The following is a 22168-nucleotide window of genomic DNA, read 5'->3' as shown; positions in this document are numbered from 1 at the left end:
GGTTACAATTAGAAATATAACCGCACTATTATATTCATTATACAGAAAGAAGGTTTCAGTATATGGTTGATTTTAAAAAGTTGAAAACTCAAAAAGCAAAGCCCAAATCAATACATCCTATAGAGATTTTCAGAAGACTTCCTAAACCAGAGGGTGTAAATGACTTGTATACCAGTCAAACTGACATCCTTCAAACTTGGTTTGATACATATAAGAATGAGCCTGACACAGTTATAAAATTACATACCGGTGGTGGTAAAACTTTAATAGGATTACTTATCGCTCAATCTACTCTTAATGAATTAGGTGAACCGGTTTTATACTTGACGCCTACTAGGCAATTAGTAGAACAAACTATTCAAAAAGCTCGAGAATTTGGAATCGACGCTGTACCTTACGTTCCTGGAAACCCACTCAATATTGATTTTATTAATAGTAAAGCAATTATGGTAGGAACTTATAATGCACTATTTAATGGGAGAAGTAAATTTGGTATAAGAGGAGACATGAATCCACAGAGACTAGGTGGAATTATTTTAGATGATGCGCATGCGGCTTTTTCAGTTATTAGAAACTCTTTTACCTTAGAGATTAAAGCTGACACCAATCGTTCTTTATTTGAATCTGTAATCGATATATTCCGCAAAGATTTTCGAGAAATAGATAAATTAGGTACACTTGAAGACATAGTCTCAGGTAAAAATTCTACAATTTTAGAAGTACCTTATTATGCATGGAATGAACAGCTTGATACAATCAGAGAACGACTTAGAACCGATACAACGCAATACGATTTTGTTTGGCCCTTACTAAGAGATAATCTTCATTTATGTCATGCCTTTATCAGTAAAACTAAAGTCACAATTACACCAGTCTTACCACAAGTGAATATGTTCCCTAGTTTTGATGATGCTAAAAGAAAAATATATATGTCTGCCACAATATCCGACGACAGCGATATTTTGAGAACCTTTGATTCAAACCCAGCTAGTCTTGAGAACCCTTTGAAATCGAGATCTTTAGCAGGAATTAGTGAACGTATGATACTTGTTCCTGATTTAATGCCTTTTACCTCTCCTGAAAACTTTAATCAAAACCTTGTTAAATGGACTGTAAACAATAAAGGATTGGGCGCAGTAGTACTAGTTCCTTCGGAAGGAGCAACAGAATCCTGGAAAATCTTCGCTAAGATATCAATGGGAAAAGATGTAGAAAAAGTAGTTCAAGAACTACAAGAACAAGCGACCTTAGGTCCTGCAGTGTTTGTAAATCGTTACGATGGAATTGATTTACCTGGCGATTCATGTCGGTTACTTGTAATGGAAGGGCTCCCAAAAGGTACATCAGATTATGAAATTTTTAAAGCTAGTACACTATATGAAGGTAATACAATTTTAAAAGGCATTGCTCAAAGAATCGAGCAGGGTCTTGGTAGAGGCGCAAGAGGAGCAGGTGATCATTGTGTCATTCTACTAGTCGGCAAAGATATCGCTTCATGGATTTCTAAAGAAGCAAATTTCAAATTTTTAACAAGTGCAACGCAAGCACAGTTAGAAATGGGGATTGAAGTAAGTAAAGAAATAAAATCTCCTAAAGATCTAATCGAAACTATTGAAAAAAGTTTCAACAGAGACTCTGATTGGGTGGGATATCATGCAGACAGTTTGGCTGAGTCAGTGGATGAGAACGAACTAGATCGAATTCAATTAGAACTAGCTAAGATAGAAAGAAAAGCTTTAAATTTATGGAATGACGGTCATCATAACAAAGCTATAAATAAAATCGAACAATTCATTGAACGAGATAGAAAAGAACTTGACTCTCAAACAATTGGCTGGCTTCAACAATTAGCTGCTAGAATTGCACATCATTGGGGGAATAGAGAAAAAGCTTCGGAATTACAACGTTCCGCCTATTCTCAAAATAGAAATTTGATTAGACCTAAAATTATTCCACCCTACCGTGCTCTAACTGTTTCAATGCCTCAAGCAGACAAAATCGCACAAAGAATTCAAGCCTACAAAATTCGCAGAGGTTATTTACAAGCATTTGAAAGTATAGTGTCAGATTTGCATCCTGACTCTTCTGCTAATCGTTTTGAGCAGGCTCTTAAAGAGCTAGCTATATTCATTGGTTTAGTAGCAGAACGTTTTGACGAAAGAGGAGAAGGTCCTGATGTCCTATGGCTATTACCTGAAAGAGTTGGATTAGTGATTGAGGCCAAGAGTAAAAAACTTAAAAAGAATGAACTGACAAAGACAGAGCACGGTCAACTATTGGTTGCTGGAGAGTGGTTTGCTAATAAGTATCCTGATTATCAGTGCGTAAGGACTAGTATTCATCCTCAAAATTTCGCTGCTAAAGCTGCATACGCAGAGGATTCTTATGCTTTAACTTTTGAAAAACTTTCTTCACTAATTTCAGATTCTAGAGTATTAATTACTACTTTAGTAGAATCTCAACTAAAAGATGAACAATTTATCGCATTATGCAATGAATGTTTAGCGAAGTCTAACTTGCGGTCTGACAAATTAGTCGATAATTATTTAGTACCTTTCCGAGTTAAATCATAAGGTATAAAACATAGGCCGAATTTTCGGCCTATGTTTTATATGACATTAACTTGTGATAATATAAGGTTATCACAAGTTAATGATTATTATTTGATATAAAAGTAAATGATGTATTACATTATATTCACTAGAATAAACCATAATGTTTGTTGTATCTGATTTAAAATACATTTGTAATACACATTATATTGCTAGATACTGTTCATACGTTTCATTTTTTATAAGAATTGATTAGAAAAGAGGGAGAGGCATGGAAATCAAAAAAAAGCAGCTGGCGTTCGAAGTGGCATTGCGAGAATTGACCGGGGCGAATCCGAAATTGGCCGAGGCGCTGAAAAAGGACCATATCGATCTCGAGACGTTAACTGATATCGAAATAATTGAATTGTTCTGGGCAACGGAATTATTTCCAATCTACGCTGATAAAAGTCCGCACACGCGTCGTGCCTATAAGCAAGACCTCGAGTTCGTACTTAGTTTTGTGATGACCAAAACCGAAGGTCTGAAGCGCTTGACTGTTCTGGATATTCATCGTTATTTGTTTGACGTAAACGAGCAATACGCACCTCGCACGGCACAACGTAAAAACAATATGCTGAAGCGTTTCTTGACTTACCTTCATACAAATCAATATCATCAACACAACTTAGCTTTCCATGTAAAAAGTCAGCAGCGACCAGAACCACTTCGTCGAGAAGTTGATTTTGAAGAGATTGAACGCATTGCCGAATCGTTTCGCTATACGGTTCAACGAACACAAAAAAAGGAACTCATAGAGCTCCGAAATGAAACCATTGGCTATTTGTTGTTGACGACCGGAATGCGTGCTTCAGAACTTCTTTCCGTAAAATTTAATGACATAAAACGAAATCAACAAACCTTCTACATCGAAGTGAAAGGAAAACGTGATAAATGGCGTCGAATTCCTCTCACCGAAAAAGCGAGTCATCTGATTAATCGATTGCAGACATTGATGATGATTGAAGAAATGGATTCTCCATACATCGCTTTCAGCACAAAGAAGTCAGGAAACCCAATGACATATGAAGCAATTCGTTTAATGACCCATAAGGCAGTGGAGTTTGTAGCAGCAGAGAATACCAATCCACCTCACTGGTTCCGCCGTGCTTATATCACGAAACTCCTTGCTAACGGCAATTCGTTAATTGGGGTTATGCAGTTGGTCGGTCACGAATCGATAAACACGACGAACGGTTACTTGCAATCACTTGATCGACTCTCAAACATATCGAACGCTGACTTACCATTTGAGTAAAGTCTTGTTCTGTCCTACCATATTAAATAAATATTTAACATTAATATATATTGATTCTTAAGCAGAAATCATATTTTATCAAATTTTTTAAAGCCTATTACTACACATTTTCATTGAACAAACCACACTAGACAGTTTTTATTTACGAATAGATTTGAAATATTATTTCTGTCCATAGTATCGAACTATCAGTTAAAGCTTTGATATGTTTTACTAAATTATATAGAGTTAACCTAAAAAATTAAAATCAATATGGTTTGAAGAACATTTCAAAAGATAAAGTGTATTTCGTATTCTGTGGTTTGAGAAATAAAAAAGCTTTTTTAATTTGGTGATCACTTATGTCAGAAAATTTAATTGCAATTTTCTCTTTTGAAAAGTATGTTTCTTTAAATCCACACTCTTTAAATTGCTCCTCATCTTCGTCCTGAACTTCAATTCTAATATTTGAACTTTTTGGAGGATTAGGTCCCAGCTCAACATTTACATTCTCTAAATAAATATCTCCTTGTCCATTTTTTAGAATAATCTGTATGTTATTCAGGGCGTTATTTCTGCCATTCATATTATATGCTTTAAGAATAGAGTCTTCATTCTGTTTTTGCCCCATTTCAAGTCTCCTCTTTATCAATTCATGACTTAGGATGAGTTAAGTGCAAATTCAACCCAGCTAATTTTTTTTAGTACTAAGATGATGTGTAAACTTTCCAACATATAATATTTCATTCTCGATTTCCATGTAGACACTGACATCCTTATCTAGTTTCAAGTGATAGTATATTATACGTTCAACTTTTTGGAATTTGACTTTTCTTTCAGCTTTGTATTTATCTCCATTTCTTACTGTTTCTGATTCTCCATGATAATCATAGTCTCTTAAAACCTTTTCTCCCCTCAAAATAGCCGAATAAATCTTTAGAAACTTATCTTGATACTTTTTCTGCATTACACGATATTCATCAACAAATTGATCATGAAAAAGAATTTTGGATATCCCGATTCTATTTTTACCGCACTTATTAATTATAATTAAATCATCCTCTAAAATTCGTTCTGTAAAGTCACTTATTATTATTTCACTTAAATTGCTTTCTAGGGTTTCACAATTAAAAATATTTCTTATTGGATATTTTATCGAATCAAGTTCCACTTCATAACAATCAGTACAATATATTGAATTATGAGCAAAACTACTTAATATTAGTGAATTTGAAGATATAAGTTGATTTCTTTCATCAATATTTTTGTTAACGATGAAATTACTATCCATAAAAATTGAAATTAATGTTATCCAATCGTGCGGATTCTCTATGAACTGGTAAAAGTCATAAAGAGTTTTACCATCAGACGTTAAATTCATTTCAGCAAATTCCAGATTAGAAAAATATATAATTTTTCGCGAATGATAAATTTCGAGAAAATTTTCATTTAAAACATTGCTAAAAAATTTAAAACTTTCAACAAACTTTTGAGGGTTTTCAGAAACAATGGAATCATTATTCAAAACTATTTTTTTCACCATAAAAGTACCTTTAATTGCTTTTCAATTTCATCAAAGAAACCGTCATGTCTCTCTCCTAGTCTACCTTTGGAATCAATGTCAATACTATTAACCTCACTATCTTCGTTAACAAATAAAATTTGAGAGTTTTGATACTCTACCAATTCACTTTTAATTCCTACTCTTAACGCATTCAAAATATGATCACTATGTGTTTCAATAATCAACTGATTATTATTTTCTTTAGATATTTGTAAAAGTAAAAGCATTAAAGTAACTTGTGCACTTGGATGAATATGAATTTCAGGGTTTTCAATAATGATCACACTGTTTTGATTACTAATGACAGATAATAAAATTGGAATTGTATACTTTATTCCTACTCCTACATGTTCAATATCAGTATTATCTATTTTTAATTGATAATTCCTCCCTCCTTTTATCACTTCAAATGATTGAGATACGAATCCTAGCTTTATTAAGCAATCAGAAATCTTGTTTCGTATTGTATCTGACTTAAGTGCATTATCATTTATAAATACATAATCTGCCAGAAAACTATTTGTTGGCGTAGGAACATATCCATCACCGTGGATACTTTCAATTTGATGAGAAGATAATGTTCTATCTGCTCCTAAATATATAATTGAATGATCATCAAAGTCAGGCTGTTTTTCGACAAGGCTAATATTGTTTAAGACTGATCGCTCATTCAAAACAAGTTCTTTATATGTAAATGCGTTTGAATTGATGCTTATTTCAAAAAAATCTTCGTCCATTTGCTTATTACAAACTAATTCCTTTTGTCCCACTAAATTTAAATTGAAAATATTGTGTAGATTAACTTTGTTACTGTTTAAACTCGCGTAATACAATAATATAGCTTGTATTATAGTTGACTTCCCACTAGAATTTTTTCCTGATATTACAGTGAATTGTTGAAAGTCAATTTCTGTACTTAAATAGCATTTGAAATTTTTACAATACAAAGTATTTATCATTTAATTTCTCTCCTCTCCCAAAAATAAAAAATCAAAAAACCTGTTTACATGTTCTCTTGCAGACACAATATTTTTTTGATTACTTGTAGCACTTGAAATACTCATTAAAAAATCTTGATTATTTTCTAAGTATTTAAAGAATTCCTCGCTCGCAAACCCAATTTCTTTTCCGACTGGTAACTTTGCGTGAATTAAATGTAATAAGATTTGAACGTAAAGGACTGTGTTTATCGGTGTTTTGAATTTTGAATGTTTTTTTGAGGCATTTGATCTTCTGAAACTGTTTTCACCAAACAAATAGTATGATTTTTCAAGAACAGAAATATACTCATCAGCCACATCTTTTAGTTTCTCGTTACTTTCACTATTCATTTTTATTAAAGCAGAATCCAATAAGTTTTTAACAGTTCCTTTATAGGAAATCTCTTTTGAAATTTCGGAATAGTAAAATCCAAAAAATCTTAAAATAAATTCATGGTGTACAAATCGATTTGTGTTAACAGTGTCTTTAATTAAACGTTTAAATATAGAATTTTCTTCAATTTTATTGTAAAGAATGCGTACCTGTGGACTAGTAATTGCATTACGCAATTCTTGTGAAGTCAATTTGACTCCTGAAGAATTTAACCTTTTAAAAATATCTAACTTTATCTTTTCTGGAGTACTATATTCAATTACATAACAAGTGATTTGATAATCTCGAATTTGTCTTTTAATATTTATTGGTAGTACTTTATCATTATCATTAATCTTTTTATACTTGAAACCATTATACTCTTCTAAGTATTCTAACCCAGTTAACTTTAGCTTCCCTGTCATAAATTCCGTCAGTGTATTAAGACGTTGTAATCCATCAGCGGGGAAGTATTTCCCCATTTCTGTTTCGTTCAAATAAATAGCTGGGATAGGAATATTTAACAACATGGACTCAATCAATAAACTTTTATCCTTTGCGGACCATACAAAATTCCTTTGAAAATCAGGATGTAAATTAATTGTAGGCTCTTCTTCGCCTTCAAATCCCGTAACATAAGATACCAAACTAGCCGCAGAAAAAATCTTGAGAGTGTATCTGACTTTCGTGGGGTCATAAGGTTCTTTTTTATATTTGTCTTCCTCATCATCATTTCCTTCGACCCCATCTAAGCTAGCTTCAAAATTCTTTTCAGATAATTTCATATAGAATTCTTTTAAATAGTCCTTGAAATCTTCTTCCTCAATTATTCTTTCAACTTCTTCGTAGAATAAAATAGGATCTGAAATGTTTAAGCTGATTCTTTGATTTTTATATTTAAAATTTAAACTATTATTATTAGTATTTACTTCATAATTGAAATCATCATATACATTATTCATATTTACTCCACCCATCTCTTATACAATTTAATTTTACTATTGCCTATTAATTATATAACACTCTTTTTAACCATCTGCTGATTATTTAAATTACTCTAATCTATGATCAACATTGTTTATAGATTGATAGACTTTTTCAGTATGTATTAGACTCGGTGATAGACGAACAATAAGAAGAATAAATTAAATGCATGGTCAATGGCTTGTACAAATCGTGGATAATGATTTTGTATCAGAAAACTTCGTATTGACTTATTACGACGTGCTAAAAGAATTATAGTTGTTGATACTTCGGTTTTACGGCTAATGAATTCGACTCGTTTCTGGTATCAAGAGGGTTCTATAGAAACATTTCACGATGTCATGAAGAGACATGGGATATCCTTTGAGCCGTACGAAGCAGTAAAAATAAATTTGCTTCGGATTGGCTTATTGACAACTCGTACAGAGCTTAATGTCGTTGATGATCTCAAAGAAATCTCAAAGACATTCAAAGATATTTTTACACACCTTGAAAAACTTTTAAATCCGAAGTCCAATCGTTTACCAAAATTGAAAGAGCCTAAATTTAAATCTAAGGAGCAGTTCGAAATCTCAAGGTTCGGGAAAGATTTTATTGATTTCTTTTTTGAAATGATCCAGAACGAAGAGAAAGAACCTTTGTTGTGATTTTTTTTTGCAAAGATCGACTTCTATCCAGACTCTTTTTTACTTCCTATCAAGAATATGATGAATGCTTTCGTGTCTGCTTGGTTGAAATTTATATTGGGTAAATCAAATGAATATGTAAGATGCTGAAAGTTTTCATCATAACGAGTAAAGATATTTCATCAAAAAGAGATGATTCTAGAATATATATGAATCATCTCTCCTTTTAGATGAAAATAAATCAATAATGTATTTTTATAATCACTAGTCTATCTTTTATTTTTAGAACCATGATTTAAGTCCTTTGGTACATCGCTTCAAGATAGGTATTTATTTAACATATTGATCTGAAACGCTCGAAGATTATCGGAGAAGTATCTATAGTTAAAAGAAGTCGCAACTAAAATAATGGATTGCATCACAATACCTATATAAAATAATGATGGTTCTTCACCTGTGATTAAACTCCGGACCAACAAGAAGAAGATAAGCATTAGTGACCCTGTCGTACTGACGAACAATGTTCCAACCCCATGGATTGTGCTCAACAAATGTCTATATCTCCCCTCTAAATAAGCACGGACTCCCTCATCCTGTTCTAATAACATAGAGTGCCACACGTGTTCAAGATAGTAGTAATCTTTATTTCTATTTTCGTAAAGCTTGCCAAAGTTCGCATCTGTAGAAAACTTGTCTCCTAATTCGGTTCTAAATCTATTCAGACTGTCTTTTGTTCTAAAACTCCAAAAACAGACAAAATAGACTTGATAAATTAGATAGCCCAAGGGAACTCCTGCAACTATCAAAGATATTAATAACGGAACATTTTTTACGAATTCGGAATAATCATTTTGCACAAATGAAAAATAAAAGAATAACCAAAAAATGAACACCCATCCTGGTATTCCCCATCTAATTAAATATTTCGTTTCAAAGTTCATCCAATCAATCTCCTTTTTTCTTATAGAGTATCACGTATCAGTCGTAACACTGCTAATTAGAAATTTAATTTCAGGTCGATGTTTCTATATATCTTTTCTACATCCACTTCTTATTTTAGACATCATTTTAATTTTAGTCCCTTTCTAAAAAAGTGTGCGCCAGCGCACACTTTCGCGGTAATTGAAATAAATGAAAACTCTCCGTACGTATTCTACTTTATATGCTATATTTATTCAAAGAAGAGGTGATTAATATGGAGAATCATTCATCCTCCAATAGCCGCTCGCAACAACTCATTATTTCTCAAGCGGTCAATACGATAAAGCAGCATGGTATGGAGGAGATCCTCCATAGTGTATCCATTTTTGATATTCAGGAATTTGTCTCAACACTCTATCAGGAGCACTATGCGCTTGAAAATATCGAAAGCGCCTATAAGAAGATTCGTTATTACTCTTTTATGAAACTAAAACGCCGCTGGGTAAAAACAGCCGTGCGAAATTATCAAGAGAATCGTGGTTACAACAAAGAACTTCGAGCCAAACACGACATGATCTCAGCTTATGTAAAAGTTGCAGGTTTTGAAGGACTTTACAAAGAGTTTCACGTGAAAACAATTGAAGACTACATGAATCTCTGTATCACCGAGATTGAAGAGTGGGCAGAAGACCCAAACCAACTAATCCACACATATCCGTACTGGTCTCAAAAAACCGTCAATCAAAAAACTACGACGTTAAAAACAGATGTGCTCATGATATTAGGGGAAGTTGCAAAGGAAATTGATGCAACCAAGCGTGTAGCACATCACTCTCCAACGCTTGCTGTTGATATTCCATTTTTCGGGATGTCTGATCGCATCAAAAATAAGACTGAACAACTTGATGAGAAGCTCAATGACGCGTCACAACTTAACCTCGAGCTTTTGAACTACGACTCGGTCGTACCGAAATATAAAGATGGCGTCCCACAGAACCTTTCTGTTTTGGTTAGTAAAGAGTTTATTCAAGAGTTAAATGGTAAAGTACCTGATCTAGACGCGAAAGATTTCGAGGCCTTTACCGAGATCTTGTCATATCGAGATATCTCGTTCCAAACGAGTCGCAAGATCATCTTTCCACTCGTACAATTAGTTGAAAAGCTCTATGCCAACAAGAGCGGGAAGAGCTATGACTTAACAACAAAACGCCTTATGAAACTTGGTTATTATCGAGTAGCTGGGCACAATGAAGAAGGCGATTTCTTTATCCGGGGCCTCTTCTCTTCCGTTACCATCAAGAACGCCACAACCCTTGCGGATAGTCAGGTCATCGTCACAGTAGCTGAAGAAGTGTATGATGATCTACTCAAGCAGCAAATCGTCAGTATCTATGGTGAACAGATTGAACAGTTGAAAGGGAGCTTTGCCTATCATTTGGCATTCGTTCTTCAAAAAGAACGCATTGCGTCGCTTCAGACAGGGGAGCAAAGCCCGGTTCGTCGGCATTGGCGTCAATTTACTTATTCGATTCGCTTCAATAAATCACGAAAGTCAGAGAACTTGCGGGAACTTGAGGCAAATCTTGATCGCATTAAAGAACATGAATTTATTTTGAAAGATTGGCATCGTTCGGGCGACTACTATTTCTTCACGTTTTACCCGCTCGAATCATGGGAGTTATTAAATCATCCTGATACATTGCTACTTTAATAGAAACAAAACATAGAAGAAGCCTACTATATTGAAGGCTTCTTCTTTTCTATGCTTACTCTATAGTTTATGTTTCACATGGAACGTTTTTAGATGAAGTGATGATTAAATACAGGTGAGTGCCAGTATTTAATTATCAGCTGTATCCTATCAAACTACATTTATGCGATTTGGACAAATCATTTTTTTAATTAGTTGCATAAGCTTGTCGTACTGAAATGACACTTATGAGTAATTTAGAAAAAACATTCTTACCAAATTGTTCGCTTTAGGGTGAAATGATTCGTAAAAGTACGTACTGAAACGACATTTTAATTGAATTTGGTCGCAAATTACCGTACTGAAATGACACGCCTCTCAATTTGGTCGCAGATCATCGTACCGAAACGACATTTATTTGGTTTTTGTCGCAATTTGTCGTACTGAAACGACACTTCTCAACTTTTTGATGAAAAACCAAAAAAAATTTAAGTGTCTGTCTCTTAAAAATGGTCGCAAATCATCGTACTGAAACCGCATTTTCGATTATTTTGATCGTGAATCGTCGTACTGAAACGACACTTTTATTAAAATGGTCGCAAACCGTCGTACTGAAACGACATTTTGACTACTTTTCGTATAAAATTTCTACTCTAAATCACTCTCAAATGGCTTTCTTAAGCAATTCCTCCTAATTTGGTCGCAAACCATCGTACTGAAATGACACATTTTTATAGCTCTAAAATGGCTTAACATCAACGTTTCATCAAATTTGGTCGCGATACATCGTACCAAACCCACACTTTGACACTATCTCGAAAGAACAAGATACTAAAACTAGCATATTTTAGGATAGAGGAGGTGTAGGGTACGTGGCTTACAAAAACCGTCACATTTTAGTTGCAAACAAACTACTCGTCGCGATGAGTGGCTTAACTCGTTGGACGAAACGAGCTGATCACTATCGCTATGAACAGCATCACTATAACATCCCTACATGCTTCACTTCTTTTAAGTGGACAAAGTCACGGATTCGCCATGTCCTCACACTTCTTTCTTATGCAGATGACCAAGGGAAGATTGAGTTTATGGAAGATACAGAGCTTGCTTCTTCCGCTCATACGTCTGTCCGTTCTTTACATAATAACTTAAAAACATTTGAGAGCCATGGCTTGTTACGACTTGTCCGACATTTCCCTGGAGTGCTCTCGATTGAACTAACCGATTATCTTGAGAATTATCGTGACCTTTATGTTGACGGAGCTTCTATCGTTTCGAAGACCGGGTACACGTCTATTTGGCATGATCTTCTTTCCGAACTGCTCACGCTTGATAACGTGAACGCTTTGCGTCTTGCGTTACGTACACTCGTACAAGTTGAAAAAGATATCCATGTTCAATCACATGACCAAGCCATCCTTACCTATGACGAGATTAAAGGCTTCTTGCCTAAATACTGTGGCCACAAACTTGCCATTCAAAAGATGATGGCTCGTTTGAGATTCCTTCAAGTTTCCCTTATAGAAGATAGCCGTCATTTCTTAAATGTGGTGAAGCAAAATCTCACGCTTAAAAAACGCGTTCAAGATATTTCGCGTCCAGTCCTCGTTGAATTGACGTTAGACAAATCTCAAGACAGTAAAGTGATCCGAGAAGAAGAGCGTTCAGATGCTCAACTTGCTTGGTTCGAGTTGCGTAAGCGCGTTGGTGAGTTCTTCGATTTCGATGCACTAAAAGTAAGCCGTGAATCTCTCTATTCAATGAGTGATACGTTCGGTGCATCAGCGTTCCGTGAAGTCTTGGCTGACTTGAAACAAGCGTTTCTTCACCATCGTGAAGACTTAGTTCATTCAAGTGAGCATCAACTCTTCTTCAATGAGCCAATTCTTTACCTGCATCAACAACTAAAACATAAAGTGGAAAAATTGACGATCGCATGATGGTCTTTTTGGCATGCCTCATTTTGAAAAATTGTATGAAAACATCCCGAATCTATATCCATTGTTGATTCATTCCATCAAAAGGCATCGTATATGACCTGTGTTTCATAAGGTCATTTTTATATTTTACATCTTCGGAAAAAAATCAAATACAATCGTTTTTATTTCAAATATATAGCGAATAAAATTGGCTGTTGGATATGATTTATCAAAAAGGAAATGAAAAAAAAATAGCCCTTTTGAATAAAAGAAACTATAGCTGACATATTTACAATCTTCTAAATCTCTCGAAAACGTTGGTGTCAAAAGGATTTTCGGACTTTCATTTTTCCTAATTCTTTTAATCTATCTTTAATTCTTATTCATTCTATTTAATCTTTTTTATTCATAAGAATATGGTTTTGTATTCTTCTCTTAATCGATTAGATCTGAGCGCTTGATTACATGTACATTCTCTAACGACTTAAATCATAGTAATCGTTCAAAAAACCGTTCATTCACTATCATGAAAGTGTCACATACATGATGACTTAATCCTATATACCCCTCATACAATAAAGTATATATCATCTTCTAGGAGGTCTTTCCTATGAAACGAAGTATTCGCTATGATGTTGATTATGTATTCGCAGGTTTTGACAATATTGAAAAGTATGGACATTGGACATATCGTGATGAGATTACAGATTTAGAACTTAAAAACGCAGGAGAAAATATTGAGAATCTCGTATTTACGGGTCAAATGTTAGATGAAATTTTTGCAACTGAAATTTTCTATCAGTACGTGACACAACTACTCGGTGCCCCTTGTGCCACAACCAATGCGATATTTGAACATTTACATAACGAAGATGACGGTGTCTATACACTAGGATCACTCTCTGTTTCGCTGATGGAACCAACCTATCAATTTGACATGTAAATGTATTCTTCATTAGAGCTACACGATTGTCTTAGCTTTTATTTGATCTCATCTTATCTATCCATGTTCGGTGTTTTTAACTTTAAATATGTATGGCCAGAAACTGTATGCTCCTTTAGTATCCACTTATCCTGATAAGGGCTTAGCTCAAGTTGCTATGTTTTATTCATTCACTAATTTCACATTCGAAGACTATAACCCAAGGTTGTAGTCTTTTTTCTATTTCAAATAGTAAAACACTCTTGAGGTGAGAGTCGAAAGTATACATTTCGACGTCGAAATGTATACAAATCAGATGGTAAAATTAAGAGTATAAAACACGTATACAAACTATTTTTAATTTGTATACAAATTATTTATTTAAATATGTCATTTGTTCATTATTTTTAGTTGTTCCATAAAACAGACTGTGTCATCATAAGAACTAGAAAGGGGAGAGGACATGAACATATTAACGTTTTACATTTCGAAAGGTGGATCGGGTAAAACCACCTGTTCCTTGAACATGGCCTATGCATTAGGAGAGTTAGGGGAACGTGTTCTTCTCATTGATTTAGATCCCCAGGGTTCTCTTAGCAAACTAATGTTAAAAGAATCTGATACGATCAAATACATGACTATGTTTGATGTACATACACGAAATTTAGATATCAAAGACATTCTATTTGATGACGAAACGTATCATGTCAGTCTTCTTCCTTCAAATGAACGAAATGCAAGGTTAATCAACTTACTCTCTGAGCAAGATAAGCTCTTCTTATTAAAAGATATGATTGCACCGCTCGAAGATGAATTTGATTGGGTCATTTTAGATTCAGTTCCTTCGATCAACGAACTCTCAAAAGTTGTCTTGTCGACTGCTAATACCACCATTATTCCATTTATGCCGAAAAAGCTTGTCTTTGATCAGCTAGGAAGTACCATTCGCACCGTACAAAAGGTGAAAAAATTCTATAATCCTGATTTAGAGATTGCCGGGGTCTTGCCTGTGGCGATGGACCATACGTTAAAAGCCGATAAAGAATACTTCGAAGCAATGGAACAAATTGCGTTGACTGAATCGTTGACTATTTTACCTGTCATCAAACGATCGACATTTATTGAAAAAGCAGCAGATAGCGGAAAAAGTGTCATTCAATACCGCTCCAGAGAATCAAAACAGTTATCTGAACCGTTTCGAGAGTTGGCACAAAAGATCCGAACAGCCAGAGGTGATTCTCTATGAAGGCCAGAAATCGTAACATTCATAAAATCAAACCGAGTGAGCAACACCCTTATCAGAGCGGTTTAACGAATATCAGTTCACTGGTTCAAAAGCTGCCAATTTCAAAGGAAGTTGAAGACCTCGTTCACGAAATCAATGAACTCGCCAAAGTACAAACCATTTCCGTATTTGAGATTGGCAAACGTCTAGTGATCGCCCGTTCTGAGATGCATGATAAAAAAGAGTGGGGGGCGTTTTTAGAAGCGGTCTCCATGTCCGCCTCACTTGCCTCACGATATATAAAAGCCTATGAGACGCTGCATCCACTCGAGGCATCGCTAACAAGTCTACCAGCATCCAAAATTTTTGAACTCATGTATCTCGATAATGTCGATGAGGTCGTCGAGCAAGGACTATATATTAATGGTGAAAGAAGACAGGTCGAAGAACTCACGGTCAAACAGATCCGTGATCTTCGAAAAGGGAACACTCATACACCCCTTAAAGTGAAACCTTTTCAGCAAGAGAAAAAGTCATCTTCGATCTTGTCCGCGCGTATTCCAAGCGATCTTTCGGAACAATTTCAACAGTATGCCCATGCACATAATCGTAGTGTCAGTGAGTTACTAGCTGAAATGATTGAACGAACTGTATCAGACAATATAATAGAAGCCACAGATGAACAAGGAGAGCAGTCATGAAGAAAATCGCATTGTACAATCGTAAAGGTGGAGTTGGAAAATCAACGACAACCATCAATTTAGCTCATGCCTACGCACGGGATGGCTTACGTGTACTCGTGATTGATGCCGATGATCAGGCGTCTTCAACGAATGGATTAGGTCTGACGAACGACTATGAAGGGAAAGTGCTATTGGATTGTCTACTCGAAGAGAACGATCCATTTTATACACCGATTGAACAAGTCATCGTCACTTGTGAATATGAGACTGGAACGATTTACTTAGTTCCGACAAGACGGTCTGCTTCACCGAGTGATTTAACGAGTCAAATTGGTTATGAGTACCGACTCAGTGAAGAGTTGGCCAAACTAGATGAACTATTTGATATCTGTTTAATTGATTGTCCTGGTTCGACGTCAGCGTTGAATCCTTATGCGCGCTGCGCTCTTGTCGCACAAGATCGAATTATCATGCCTGTACAGATGCAAAAGTTTTCGATGGATGCGGTATACTCGGCTCCTGAAGAGTTAGAAGAAATGAAACGATTCCGAGAAGATATTCATATCGCAGCGTTTATCCCGACAATGGTCAGTGCACGTTCTAAAGGGGATACGACGACGGTAGAAGAACTTGAAGAGCTCGGGAAAGAGGTCGGGATTCCTGTCCTTACAACGATCCCGTATGCCGTTAAGGTACAAACCCTACAACGTGAATCTAGACCTGTGATTGATCATAAAAGTCCTGCAACGGATGCTTATTTACAACTTGCCCAGGAGGTACTTTCTCTATGAGTCGCCCTCGTAAAAAACATACGCCTAAAATTTCGACATTCAGTGCTAATTTACCGGTGAAACAAGGAACACAATCTAGCGAAGACCGTACCGATCAAGTGGAAGCTGTCAAAGAATTTTCTGCAACGACGACTATCACGAATCCGTATCAGTCCTTACCAGCAACCGGACTTTCTCGTATTATCACAAAAAAACTGCCCGAAGACATGGAAGGCATTGTTCAATACTATAATCATATTGATGCGATTCAGGCGACAAGTTTTGTCGAAAAGTGTCGTATTCTTGCGCATGCAAATAGCTTGTTCCGTGATCCGGAAACAAAAAAGGAATTTAAACAAGAAGAGGGAAATTGGAAAGACTTTTTAGCGAAGATTGGGATGTCTCATTCCCAAGTGAATCGTTTTGTTTCTTTTTGGAATACGTTTGGTCCGAATATTTTAGAAAAAACGATTGAACAAGATTTCAGTGCGACCAAGTTAGCGGAACTCTTATCATGGCCGGAAGATCCAAAGCTCGCATTACTTGAGAGTAAGAAATATTACACAGCAAATGGGGACAAAACAGTTTATGAAATGACACGTGAAGAATTGCGTGAAGTGAAGCGTATGTTGATCGAGCGTCAAGAGCAGCGCGTCATTGAAGCTGATTCTCCCACTGTAAAACCTATGAAGGTCCATATTCGATTTTCAGATTTAACGGATCCATTATATGTTGGATTAACACAAGCTGCTAAAAAAGAACATGTATCTGAAGATGAAATTATTCGTCGAGCCTTAAATAAGTATTTGAATGAATCCTGAAACAACCTAAGAAATAGACAATATATCGTGGATTTGTTATATTATTTGTAACAGAACCCACCACGCCTCTTCACAATGCGGACCACGGTGGGTCATTTTTTTTATACAAATGGGGGCAAGGACATGGATTCTATGGAGCCTAACCAGTTAAAAGTACCAAAAACTTACGAAGAACAAGTATCCATTCTAAAAGAGCGTGGTCTGCATATTGAAAGTGAGCGAAAGGCTATAGAAGTACTTAAACGGATCAATTACTATCGTTTGACCGCATACGGATTAACACTGAAGACGAGTGATAAAGTAGATCAATTTAAGTCTGGAATTTCATTTGAACATATTTTAAAGCTCTACGAATTCGATAAAGAATTGAGACTTTTGTTGCTAGATGCAATTGAAAGTATTGAAACTGCGTTTCGGGCTCATATCGCTTATTATCATGCGCATACGTATGGTGCAGATGCTTACAAAGACCCTACGCACTTTAAAAATGAAACGTATCATGCTAAGTTTTTGACTAATCTTGAACGATCACTTAAAGAAAATGAGCGGGAACTCTTTGTGAAGCATCATCATACAAAATATCAAAGTAATTTCCCGATATGGGTAGCCGTCGAGGTCCTGTCCTTTTCGACACTCTCCATGATGTTTAAGAATTTACATAATCAAGACAAGCAAATGATTTCTAAAGAACACTACTCGATGGATTTTAAATATATTGAAAGCTGGTTATATACGTTAACGATGATTCGGAATATTTGTGCACACCATGGGCGGTTATATGGTAAAACGTTAACGATTCGACCTCAAGTATTTGCGAACGTTAAAAAAGAACTTTCAAATGAACGAATCTTTATTGTGTTCTTTATCATTTCCAAACTGTTGACTTCAAACGAGCGGAACGTATTTGTAGACAAGATTAATCATCTTTTAGAAACATACGCAGCCTTTATTGATTATAAGCAGTTAGGTATTCCTCAAGGGTGGAAACGATTTATAATATGAGATTAAAAATGAAAAGGATACATTGGAGAGTCAATCTTTGACTACATCCAAGTATCCTTTTATTAATATATTTCCTGTTTTATATTCAAATATTCAATTGCATCAAGAACTCCCAAAATTTAAAAGCATATGATCAACCTGTTCTTTTAAAAAAAAGTAAGCTAAATAGTATATAGACTATTTAGCTTAAGTACCGTCAAGGAAGGTTTTGTTCGAAATACTCCATAAATGAAACAGAGGAATCTTCCCACATTTTTAAATTGTAAAAAATCTTGGCTAAGTATAGATTCTTAGAAGTGATTTCTTGTGACTCTGTGAGAAATACTAAAGCATCACGATATTGCTTTGAATTGAAATAAAAATCAATCATTGCCGTGTGTAGATCTCTTTTTAAAGTTTTGTAATCGTTAGGAATTAATTCATTTATTTTTTTAAACTCTGTAGGTATACTTGAAAAATTACCAACAATTACATTTGTTTTGAACAACTCCACATCACAATTTAAAACTTGATAATCATTATCCATTTCAATAAATATTTGTTTTGCTTCTTTGATTAATTCGATACATTTCTTAATGTCATTTTTTTCTCTAAATAGAATAGCGAGGTTAATCAAAATACCAGCTTTATTAAAGCGTTGTTCAAATAAATCAAAATATTGCATAGCTTTTTCATAAAATTTTTGAGATTGTTCGAGGTCATGAACATTCCGATAGCATATACCTAATGTCATAAACAATTCTCCACTTTTATGTGTGGATTGAGTAATACTATTTATATGAAGTGCCTCTTCACATAAACGAATAGCAGAATAATATTCACCAATTCGACCATGACAAATTCCCATATTTAACAAAACGTCCACTTTTACTAGGTCCATTAACCTATTAGATAGAATTATATTATTAGCTTGATTTAAATATGTTAAGGAAACATGAAAGTCATTTTCCTCAATGTGTACTTTAGCAATTTTTAGTAAAAAATCAATTTCTTTACGTTCAAGACCATTCTCTTGAGCAAGTTGTAAACCTTTCTGAGCATACTCCATACATTTTTCTAGATTATCTTCTTGAAAATAATAAGAAGCGAGTACAAAATGAAATTCTGTTTTGTCGACTCCATTAAGTTTGTCAAAAGCTTCTTTAGAAATGTTTTCGAGCTCTCCCACTGATTGAGCCAATGCTCCTTGATTGTTAATTTCGAGGTGGTATTTAGCATTTTTAATCTGATTTTTCAGCTCGCTTTCAGATAATGCTTTCAATTCTATGTTCTCATAGAAAAGTGAAATATCTACATTCAGTTTTTTTGCTAGTAAAGTTACTGTTTTAAATGATGGCTGAACTAGATTTTTTTCAATTTGGCTAATATAACTCCTATTGACGATCCCATCAGCTAGTTCTGATTGGGTCATTTTTTTTTGCTTTCTGGTTCTTTTCAGAACTTCTCCAATATTAGACATAAAAAAGCTCCTTTCTTATCTAAGTTTATTGTTACTTAAAAGTTAGTAAAAAAAAAGATGATAAAAGTTGTTAATTTCAATTGACATATTAGTGGAAATGGACTAAATTTACATTAACAAATAGTTAGAGCGATAAACAAATCGTTATAAACTAACTTTATGTTAATAATTATAACAAAAAGGGGTAAGGAAATGAAGTCAATTAAAAAATTACTATTAGTTATGGTATTTGTATCAGTTTTTCAGGTCTCTCACATCAATCCATTAGATAACCATAATGTGAATATTCAAATGAATGAGGAAGTATGGCCGAAGGGGTAACAGATTGTTAATAAAAAGTTAAATTTAAGTCAGTAGATGTCGCTTTATATATAAGGAGGTAAATATGAACCAGATCAAAAGTTATCTACGTTTATATTTAAAAATAATGCTTAAAGATAAAGTCCCGTTACTATGGACAATTGGCTTGCCCTTAGGAATTGCGCTCTTGTATGGACCAAGAGAAGAATTAAATCAATCAGATTTTCTATTATTTATTTCATTTTTTTGGGTTTATATCATTCTTTCTATATATCTAAATGGTATTGGTCTTCAATTATCAAGGATGAGAGAGCATGGTCTAATGAAAACATATATCATGATTTCCGGTAACAAATTTACATTTGTCATTGCGGTGATTATGGCACAAGTTATATTCGCTTTTGTGAGTTTAGTTATATTTACATCTGTAGTTACAATTATTTATGGGTACTTATCGGTTGAAATGCTATTGATGCCTATTCTATTACTAATTGCAAGCATTCCATTTGCTATTGCAAGTACAGTAATCACACTACTTCCTATTAAAATATCGAGTATGAGTACATTAGCCAACATTTTACTATTTCCACTTTTTTTACTCGCAAGAGAACTACCTGATCATTTTTTAAGTTACTTAAATCCTTTCTTTGCATTAGAGCAAAATGCTTTATGGATTATTAACGTTGTAACTAGTCTTGATATCAAATTTAATATAGCTCTGACACTGATTGCTACGCTTATCTATTTTGTAATTGGTTTTGTGTCAATTAAGAAATTAAATTTAGTCTCTTTAGTCACAAGATAGAAAGGAGAATACCGTGAATATTCAAGGATTAAGATATAGTTATCCGAAGGCGAAGAAAGAAACCTTAAAAAATGTTTCATTTGAGTTGAAAAAAAACAAATTGAATGTACTTGTTGGTTTAAATGGGGCTGGCAAAACAACATTATTTGACTGCATGACAAAAACGTTGATCGCCAATGAGGGAGATTTACAATTACCTTCAACGTTAGAAACTTTATATTTAACCCAAAATATTTTTTATTCGTCGGAATTGACAGGGCGTGACATGTCCCTATTTATCGGGAGTTTAGCTGAAATGAAAGAGTACAAACAAATGAACTCTTTCATTCATACTTTGCACTCAGAACGTGAAAAAGAGTTGCTTAAACACTTATGGGATATGAAGCTTGGCAAAATGTCTGTAGGAGAACGTAAATGGCTCTTTGTAATGTTACTTACTTGTATAAAGAAAGAATTGTACATTTTTGATGAACCTACAAGTGGAGTAGATCCATCTTCACGTAAAAATATTATGAACAGGTTAGATGAACTTGTAGATAAAAATGCTACATGCTTAATCTCTACACATCAGTTACATGATCTTTCACATATCGCAGCTCATGTTATTTTCTTACATGATGGGGTGATTCTATACGAAGGTGATTATCATGAGTGGCTAGAAAAATTCCAAACTAGAGATCCTGATGAAGCATTCATTAAAATGATTGAATATTCGGACAAAGTGAAGTGAGTTTGTATAAACATACTTTAAAGGAGGTGAGGTATATGAAAAATCCAGCGTTAGAATTACAAAAAACAACTCGAAGCAAAAACGTAGACCAAGGTGGCTCAAGCGGTTCAAGTAGCAGTAGTTCAAGTAATGATTTAAATAGCAGCTTCAGTATTTTCTGCTAATCAAAACATAAAATGAAACATTACAAAAGGAGAGAATTATTATGAAGAACCCAGCGTTAGAATTACAAAAAACAACTCGAAGCAAAAACGTAGACCAAGGTGGCTCAAGCGGTTCAAGTAGCAGTAGTTCAAGTAATGATTTAAATAGTAGCTTCAGTATTTTCTGCTAATCAAAACATAAAATGAAACATTACAAAAGGAGAGAATTCTTATGAAGAACCCAGCGTTAGAATTACAAAAAACAACCCGAAGCAAAAACGTAGACCAAGGTGGATCAAGCGGTTCAAGTAGCAGTAGTTCAAGTAATGATTTTAATAGTAGCTTCAGTATTTTCTGCTAATCAAAACATAAAATGAAACATTACAAAAGGAGAGAATTCTTATGAAGAACCCAGCGTTAGAA

20 protein-coding genes are annotated in these 22168 nt (G+C 34.5%); 14 read left to right on the top strand and 6 right to left on the bottom strand.

What is annotated here, in order from left to right; genetic code table 11:
• The first annotated feature begins 62 nt into the window (after nucleotides 1-62).
• Nucleotides 63-2573, top strand: a complete 2511-nt coding sequence (locus KNP75_RS14560) for a DEAD/DEAH box helicase (RefSeq protein ID WP_214879360.1) — start codon at nucleotides 63-65, stop codon at nucleotides 2571-2573.
• Between the two features lie 250 nt (nucleotides 2574-2823).
• Nucleotides 2824-3849 carry a tyrosine-type recombinase/integrase gene (locus tag KNP75_RS14555; protein ID WP_214879362.1) on the top strand — a complete coding sequence of 342 codons (1026 nt, stop codon included), beginning with the start codon at nucleotides 2824-2826 and terminating at the stop codon, nucleotides 3847-3849.
• Between the two features lie 247 nt (nucleotides 3850-4096).
• On the opposite strand, the gene KNP75_RS14550 is transcribed toward KNP75_RS14555, so the two are convergent.
• The 4 genes from KNP75_RS14550 to KNP75_RS14535 are packed head-to-tail and all read right to left on the bottom strand — an operon-like array spanning nucleotide 4097 to nucleotide 7707.
• On the bottom strand, nucleotides 4097-4459 hold the full coding sequence (locus KNP75_RS14550; protein WP_214879364.1) for a hypothetical protein: 363 nt from the start codon (nucleotides 4457-4459) through the stop codon (nucleotides 4097-4099).
• A gap of 60 nt (nucleotides 4460-4519) precedes the next feature.
• Nucleotides 4520-5371 carry a hypothetical protein gene (locus KNP75_RS14545; protein ID WP_215190744.1) on the bottom strand — a complete coding sequence of 284 codons (852 nt, stop codon included), beginning with the start codon at nucleotides 5369-5371 and terminating at the stop codon, nucleotides 4520-4522.
• Complete coding sequence (locus tag KNP75_RS14540) at nucleotides 5365-6351, bottom strand: DUF3696 domain-containing protein (protein ID WP_214879366.1); 987 nt, start codon at nucleotides 6349-6351, stop codon at nucleotides 5365-5367. The genes KNP75_RS14545 and KNP75_RS14540 overlap by 7 nt, the downstream gene beginning before the upstream one ends.
• A complete protein-coding gene (locus KNP75_RS14535) occupies nucleotides 6352-7707 on the bottom strand; it encodes a DUF262 domain-containing protein (protein WP_214879367.1) in 1356 nt (451 codons plus the stop codon).
• Between the two features lie 306 nt (nucleotides 7708-8013).
• Here KNP75_RS14535 and KNP75_RS14530 point away from each other — a divergent pair, with 306 nt between their 5' ends.
• On the top strand, nucleotides 8014-8376 hold the full coding sequence (locus KNP75_RS14530; protein WP_214879368.1) for a hypothetical protein: 363 nt from the start codon (nucleotides 8014-8016) through the stop codon (nucleotides 8374-8376).
• A 296-nt stretch (nucleotides 8377-8672) separates the two neighbouring features.
• On the opposite strand, the gene KNP75_RS14525 is transcribed toward KNP75_RS14530, so the two are convergent.
• On the bottom strand, nucleotides 8673-9296 hold the full coding sequence (locus tag KNP75_RS14525; RefSeq protein WP_215190743.1) for a BA5345 family protein: 624 nt from the start codon (nucleotides 9294-9296) through the stop codon (nucleotides 8673-8675).
• Between the two features lie 254 nt (nucleotides 9297-9550).
• On the opposite strand from KNP75_RS14525, the gene KNP75_RS14520 reads away from it, so the two are divergent.
• The 8 genes from KNP75_RS14520 to KNP75_RS14485 all read left to right on the top strand — a co-directional run bounded on the left by KNP75_RS14520 (nucleotide 9551) and on the right by KNP75_RS14485 (nucleotide 18308).
• Nucleotides 9551-10987 (top strand): hypothetical protein, encoded by a 1437-nt coding sequence (locus KNP75_RS14520; protein WP_214879371.1) that lies wholly within the window; start codon nucleotides 9551-9553, stop codon nucleotides 10985-10987.
• 851 nt (nucleotides 10988-11838) lie between these two features.
• A complete protein-coding gene (locus tag KNP75_RS14515; RefSeq protein ID WP_214879372.1) occupies nucleotides 11839-12906 on the top strand; it encodes a hypothetical protein in 1068 nt (355 codons plus the stop codon).
• 589 nt (nucleotides 12907-13495) lie between these two features.
• Nucleotides 13496-13828: a hypothetical protein gene (locus tag KNP75_RS14510; RefSeq protein ID WP_214879374.1), complete on the top strand. Its 333-nt coding sequence runs from the start codon at nucleotides 13496-13498 to the stop codon at nucleotides 13826-13828.
• A gap of 442 nt (nucleotides 13829-14270) precedes the next feature.
• The gene (locus KNP75_RS14505; RefSeq protein ID WP_214879376.1) at nucleotides 14271-15053 is read left to right on the top strand and encodes a ParA family protein; all 783 of its coding nucleotides are present in this window, start codon (nucleotides 14271-14273) and stop codon (nucleotides 15051-15053) included.
• Nucleotides 15050-15733, top strand: coding sequence for a DUF3102 domain-containing protein (locus KNP75_RS14500; protein ID WP_214879378.1), 684 nt, complete (start codon nucleotides 15050-15052; stop codon nucleotides 15731-15733). The genes KNP75_RS14505 and KNP75_RS14500 overlap by 4 nt, the downstream gene beginning before the upstream one ends.
• Complete coding sequence (locus tag KNP75_RS14495; RefSeq protein ID WP_024127810.1) at nucleotides 15730-16506, top strand: ParA family protein; 777 nt, start codon at nucleotides 15730-15732, stop codon at nucleotides 16504-16506. Before KNP75_RS14500 ends, KNP75_RS14495 begins: the two co-directional genes overlap by 4 nt.
• A complete protein-coding gene (locus KNP75_RS14490; RefSeq protein ID WP_214776080.1) occupies nucleotides 16503-17306 on the top strand; it encodes a hypothetical protein in 804 nt (267 codons plus the stop codon). The genes KNP75_RS14495 and KNP75_RS14490 overlap by 4 nt, the downstream gene beginning before the upstream one ends.
• Nucleotides 17307-17429: 123 nt before the next feature.
• The gene (locus KNP75_RS14485; protein ID WP_214879380.1) at nucleotides 17430-18308 is read left to right on the top strand and encodes an Abi family protein; all 879 of its coding nucleotides are present in this window, start codon (nucleotides 17430-17432) and stop codon (nucleotides 18306-18308) included.
• A 196-nt stretch (nucleotides 18309-18504) separates the two neighbouring features.
• Here KNP75_RS14485 and KNP75_RS14480 read toward each other — a convergent pair whose 3' ends face one another.
• Nucleotides 18505-19767 carry a helix-turn-helix domain-containing protein gene (locus tag KNP75_RS14480; RefSeq protein WP_214879382.1) on the bottom strand — a complete coding sequence of 421 codons (1263 nt, stop codon included), beginning with the start codon at nucleotides 19765-19767 and terminating at the stop codon, nucleotides 18505-18507.
• 385 nt (nucleotides 19768-20152) lie between these two features.
• Between KNP75_RS14480 and KNP75_RS14475 the strand changes: the two genes are divergently transcribed.
• Genes KNP75_RS14475 through KNP75_RS15770 form a run of 3 tightly spaced genes read left to right on the top strand, consistent with a single transcriptional unit; the run spans nucleotide 20153 to nucleotide 21766 of the window.
• Nucleotides 20153-20872 carry a hypothetical protein gene (locus KNP75_RS14475; RefSeq protein ID WP_214879383.1) on the top strand — a complete coding sequence of 240 codons (720 nt, stop codon included), beginning with the start codon at nucleotides 20153-20155 and terminating at the stop codon, nucleotides 20870-20872.
• A gap of 13 nt (nucleotides 20873-20885) precedes the next feature.
• Nucleotides 20886-21602, top strand: coding sequence for an ATP-binding cassette domain-containing protein (locus KNP75_RS14470; RefSeq protein ID WP_214879385.1), 717 nt, complete (start codon nucleotides 20886-20888; stop codon nucleotides 21600-21602).
• Between the two features lie 35 nt (nucleotides 21603-21637).
• Nucleotides 21638-21766: a hypothetical protein gene (locus KNP75_RS15770; protein ID WP_285800849.1), complete on the top strand. Its 129-nt coding sequence runs from the start codon at nucleotides 21638-21640 to the stop codon at nucleotides 21764-21766.
• Nucleotides 21767-22168: the final 402 nt, after the last annotated feature.

Source organism: Exiguobacterium sp. s6 (assembly GCF_018618155.1).
GTDB lineage: Bacteria > Bacillota > Bacilli > Exiguobacteriales > Exiguobacteriaceae > Exiguobacterium > Exiguobacterium mexicanum_A.
Note: the sequence above shows the minus strand (reverse complement) of the source record. Positions and strands in the feature narration are given on the sequence as shown.

Excerpts from the sequence above, each read along its gene's own strand:
- KNP75_RS14485 (WP_214879380.1), top strand. The coding sequence starts at position 17,430 with ATGGATTCTATGGAGCCTAACCAGTTAAAAGTACCAAAAACTTACGAA.
- KNP75_RS14535 (WP_214879367.1), bottom strand. The coding sequence starts at position 7,707 with ATGAATAATGTATATGATGATTTCAATTATGAAGTAAATACTAATAAT.
- KNP75_RS15770 (WP_285800849.1), top strand. The coding sequence starts at position 21,638 with ATGAAAAATCCAGCGTTAGAATTACAAAAAACAACTCGAAGCAAAAAC.
- KNP75_RS14510 (WP_214879374.1), top strand. The coding sequence starts at position 13,496 with ATGAAACGAAGTATTCGCTATGATGTTGATTATGTATTCGCAGGTTTT.
- KNP75_RS14475 (WP_214879383.1), top strand. The coding sequence starts at position 20,153 with ATGAACCAGATCAAAAGTTATCTACGTTTATATTTAAAAATAATGCTT.
- KNP75_RS14520 (WP_214879371.1), top strand. The coding sequence starts at position 9,551 with ATGGAGAATCATTCATCCTCCAATAGCCGCTCGCAACAACTCATTATT.
- KNP75_RS14530 (WP_214879368.1), top strand. The coding sequence starts at position 8,014 with ATGAATTCGACTCGTTTCTGGTATCAAGAGGGTTCTATAGAAACATTT.
- KNP75_RS14560 (WP_214879360.1), top strand. The coding sequence starts at position 63 with ATGGTTGATTTTAAAAAGTTGAAAACTCAAAAAGCAAAGCCCAAATCA.
- KNP75_RS14540 (WP_214879366.1), bottom strand. The coding sequence starts at position 6,351 with ATGATAAATACTTTGTATTGTAAAAATTTCAAATGCTATTTAAGTACA.
- KNP75_RS14500 (WP_214879378.1), top strand. The coding sequence starts at position 15,050 with ATGAAGGCCAGAAATCGTAACATTCATAAAATCAAACCGAGTGAGCAA.
- KNP75_RS14525 (WP_215190743.1), bottom strand. The coding sequence starts at position 9,296 with ATGAACTTTGAAACGAAATATTTAATTAGATGGGGAATACCAGGATGG.
- KNP75_RS14505 (WP_214879376.1), top strand. The coding sequence starts at position 14,271 with ATGAACATATTAACGTTTTACATTTCGAAAGGTGGATCGGGTAAAACC.
- KNP75_RS14550 (WP_214879364.1), bottom strand. The coding sequence starts at position 4,459 with ATGGGGCAAAAACAGAATGAAGACTCTATTCTTAAAGCATATAATATG.
- KNP75_RS14480 (WP_214879382.1), bottom strand. The coding sequence starts at position 19,767 with ATGTCTAATATTGGAGAAGTTCTGAAAAGAACCAGAAAGCAAAAAAAA.
- KNP75_RS14490 (WP_214776080.1), top strand. The coding sequence starts at position 16,503 with ATGAGTCGCCCTCGTAAAAAACATACGCCTAAAATTTCGACATTCAGT.
- KNP75_RS14495 (WP_024127810.1), top strand. The coding sequence starts at position 15,730 with ATGAAGAAAATCGCATTGTACAATCGTAAAGGTGGAGTTGGAAAATCA.
- KNP75_RS14555 (WP_214879362.1), top strand. The coding sequence starts at position 2,824 with ATGGAAATCAAAAAAAAGCAGCTGGCGTTCGAAGTGGCATTGCGAGAA.
- KNP75_RS14545 (WP_215190744.1), bottom strand. The coding sequence starts at position 5,371 with ATGGTGAAAAAAATAGTTTTGAATAATGATTCCATTGTTTCTGAAAAC.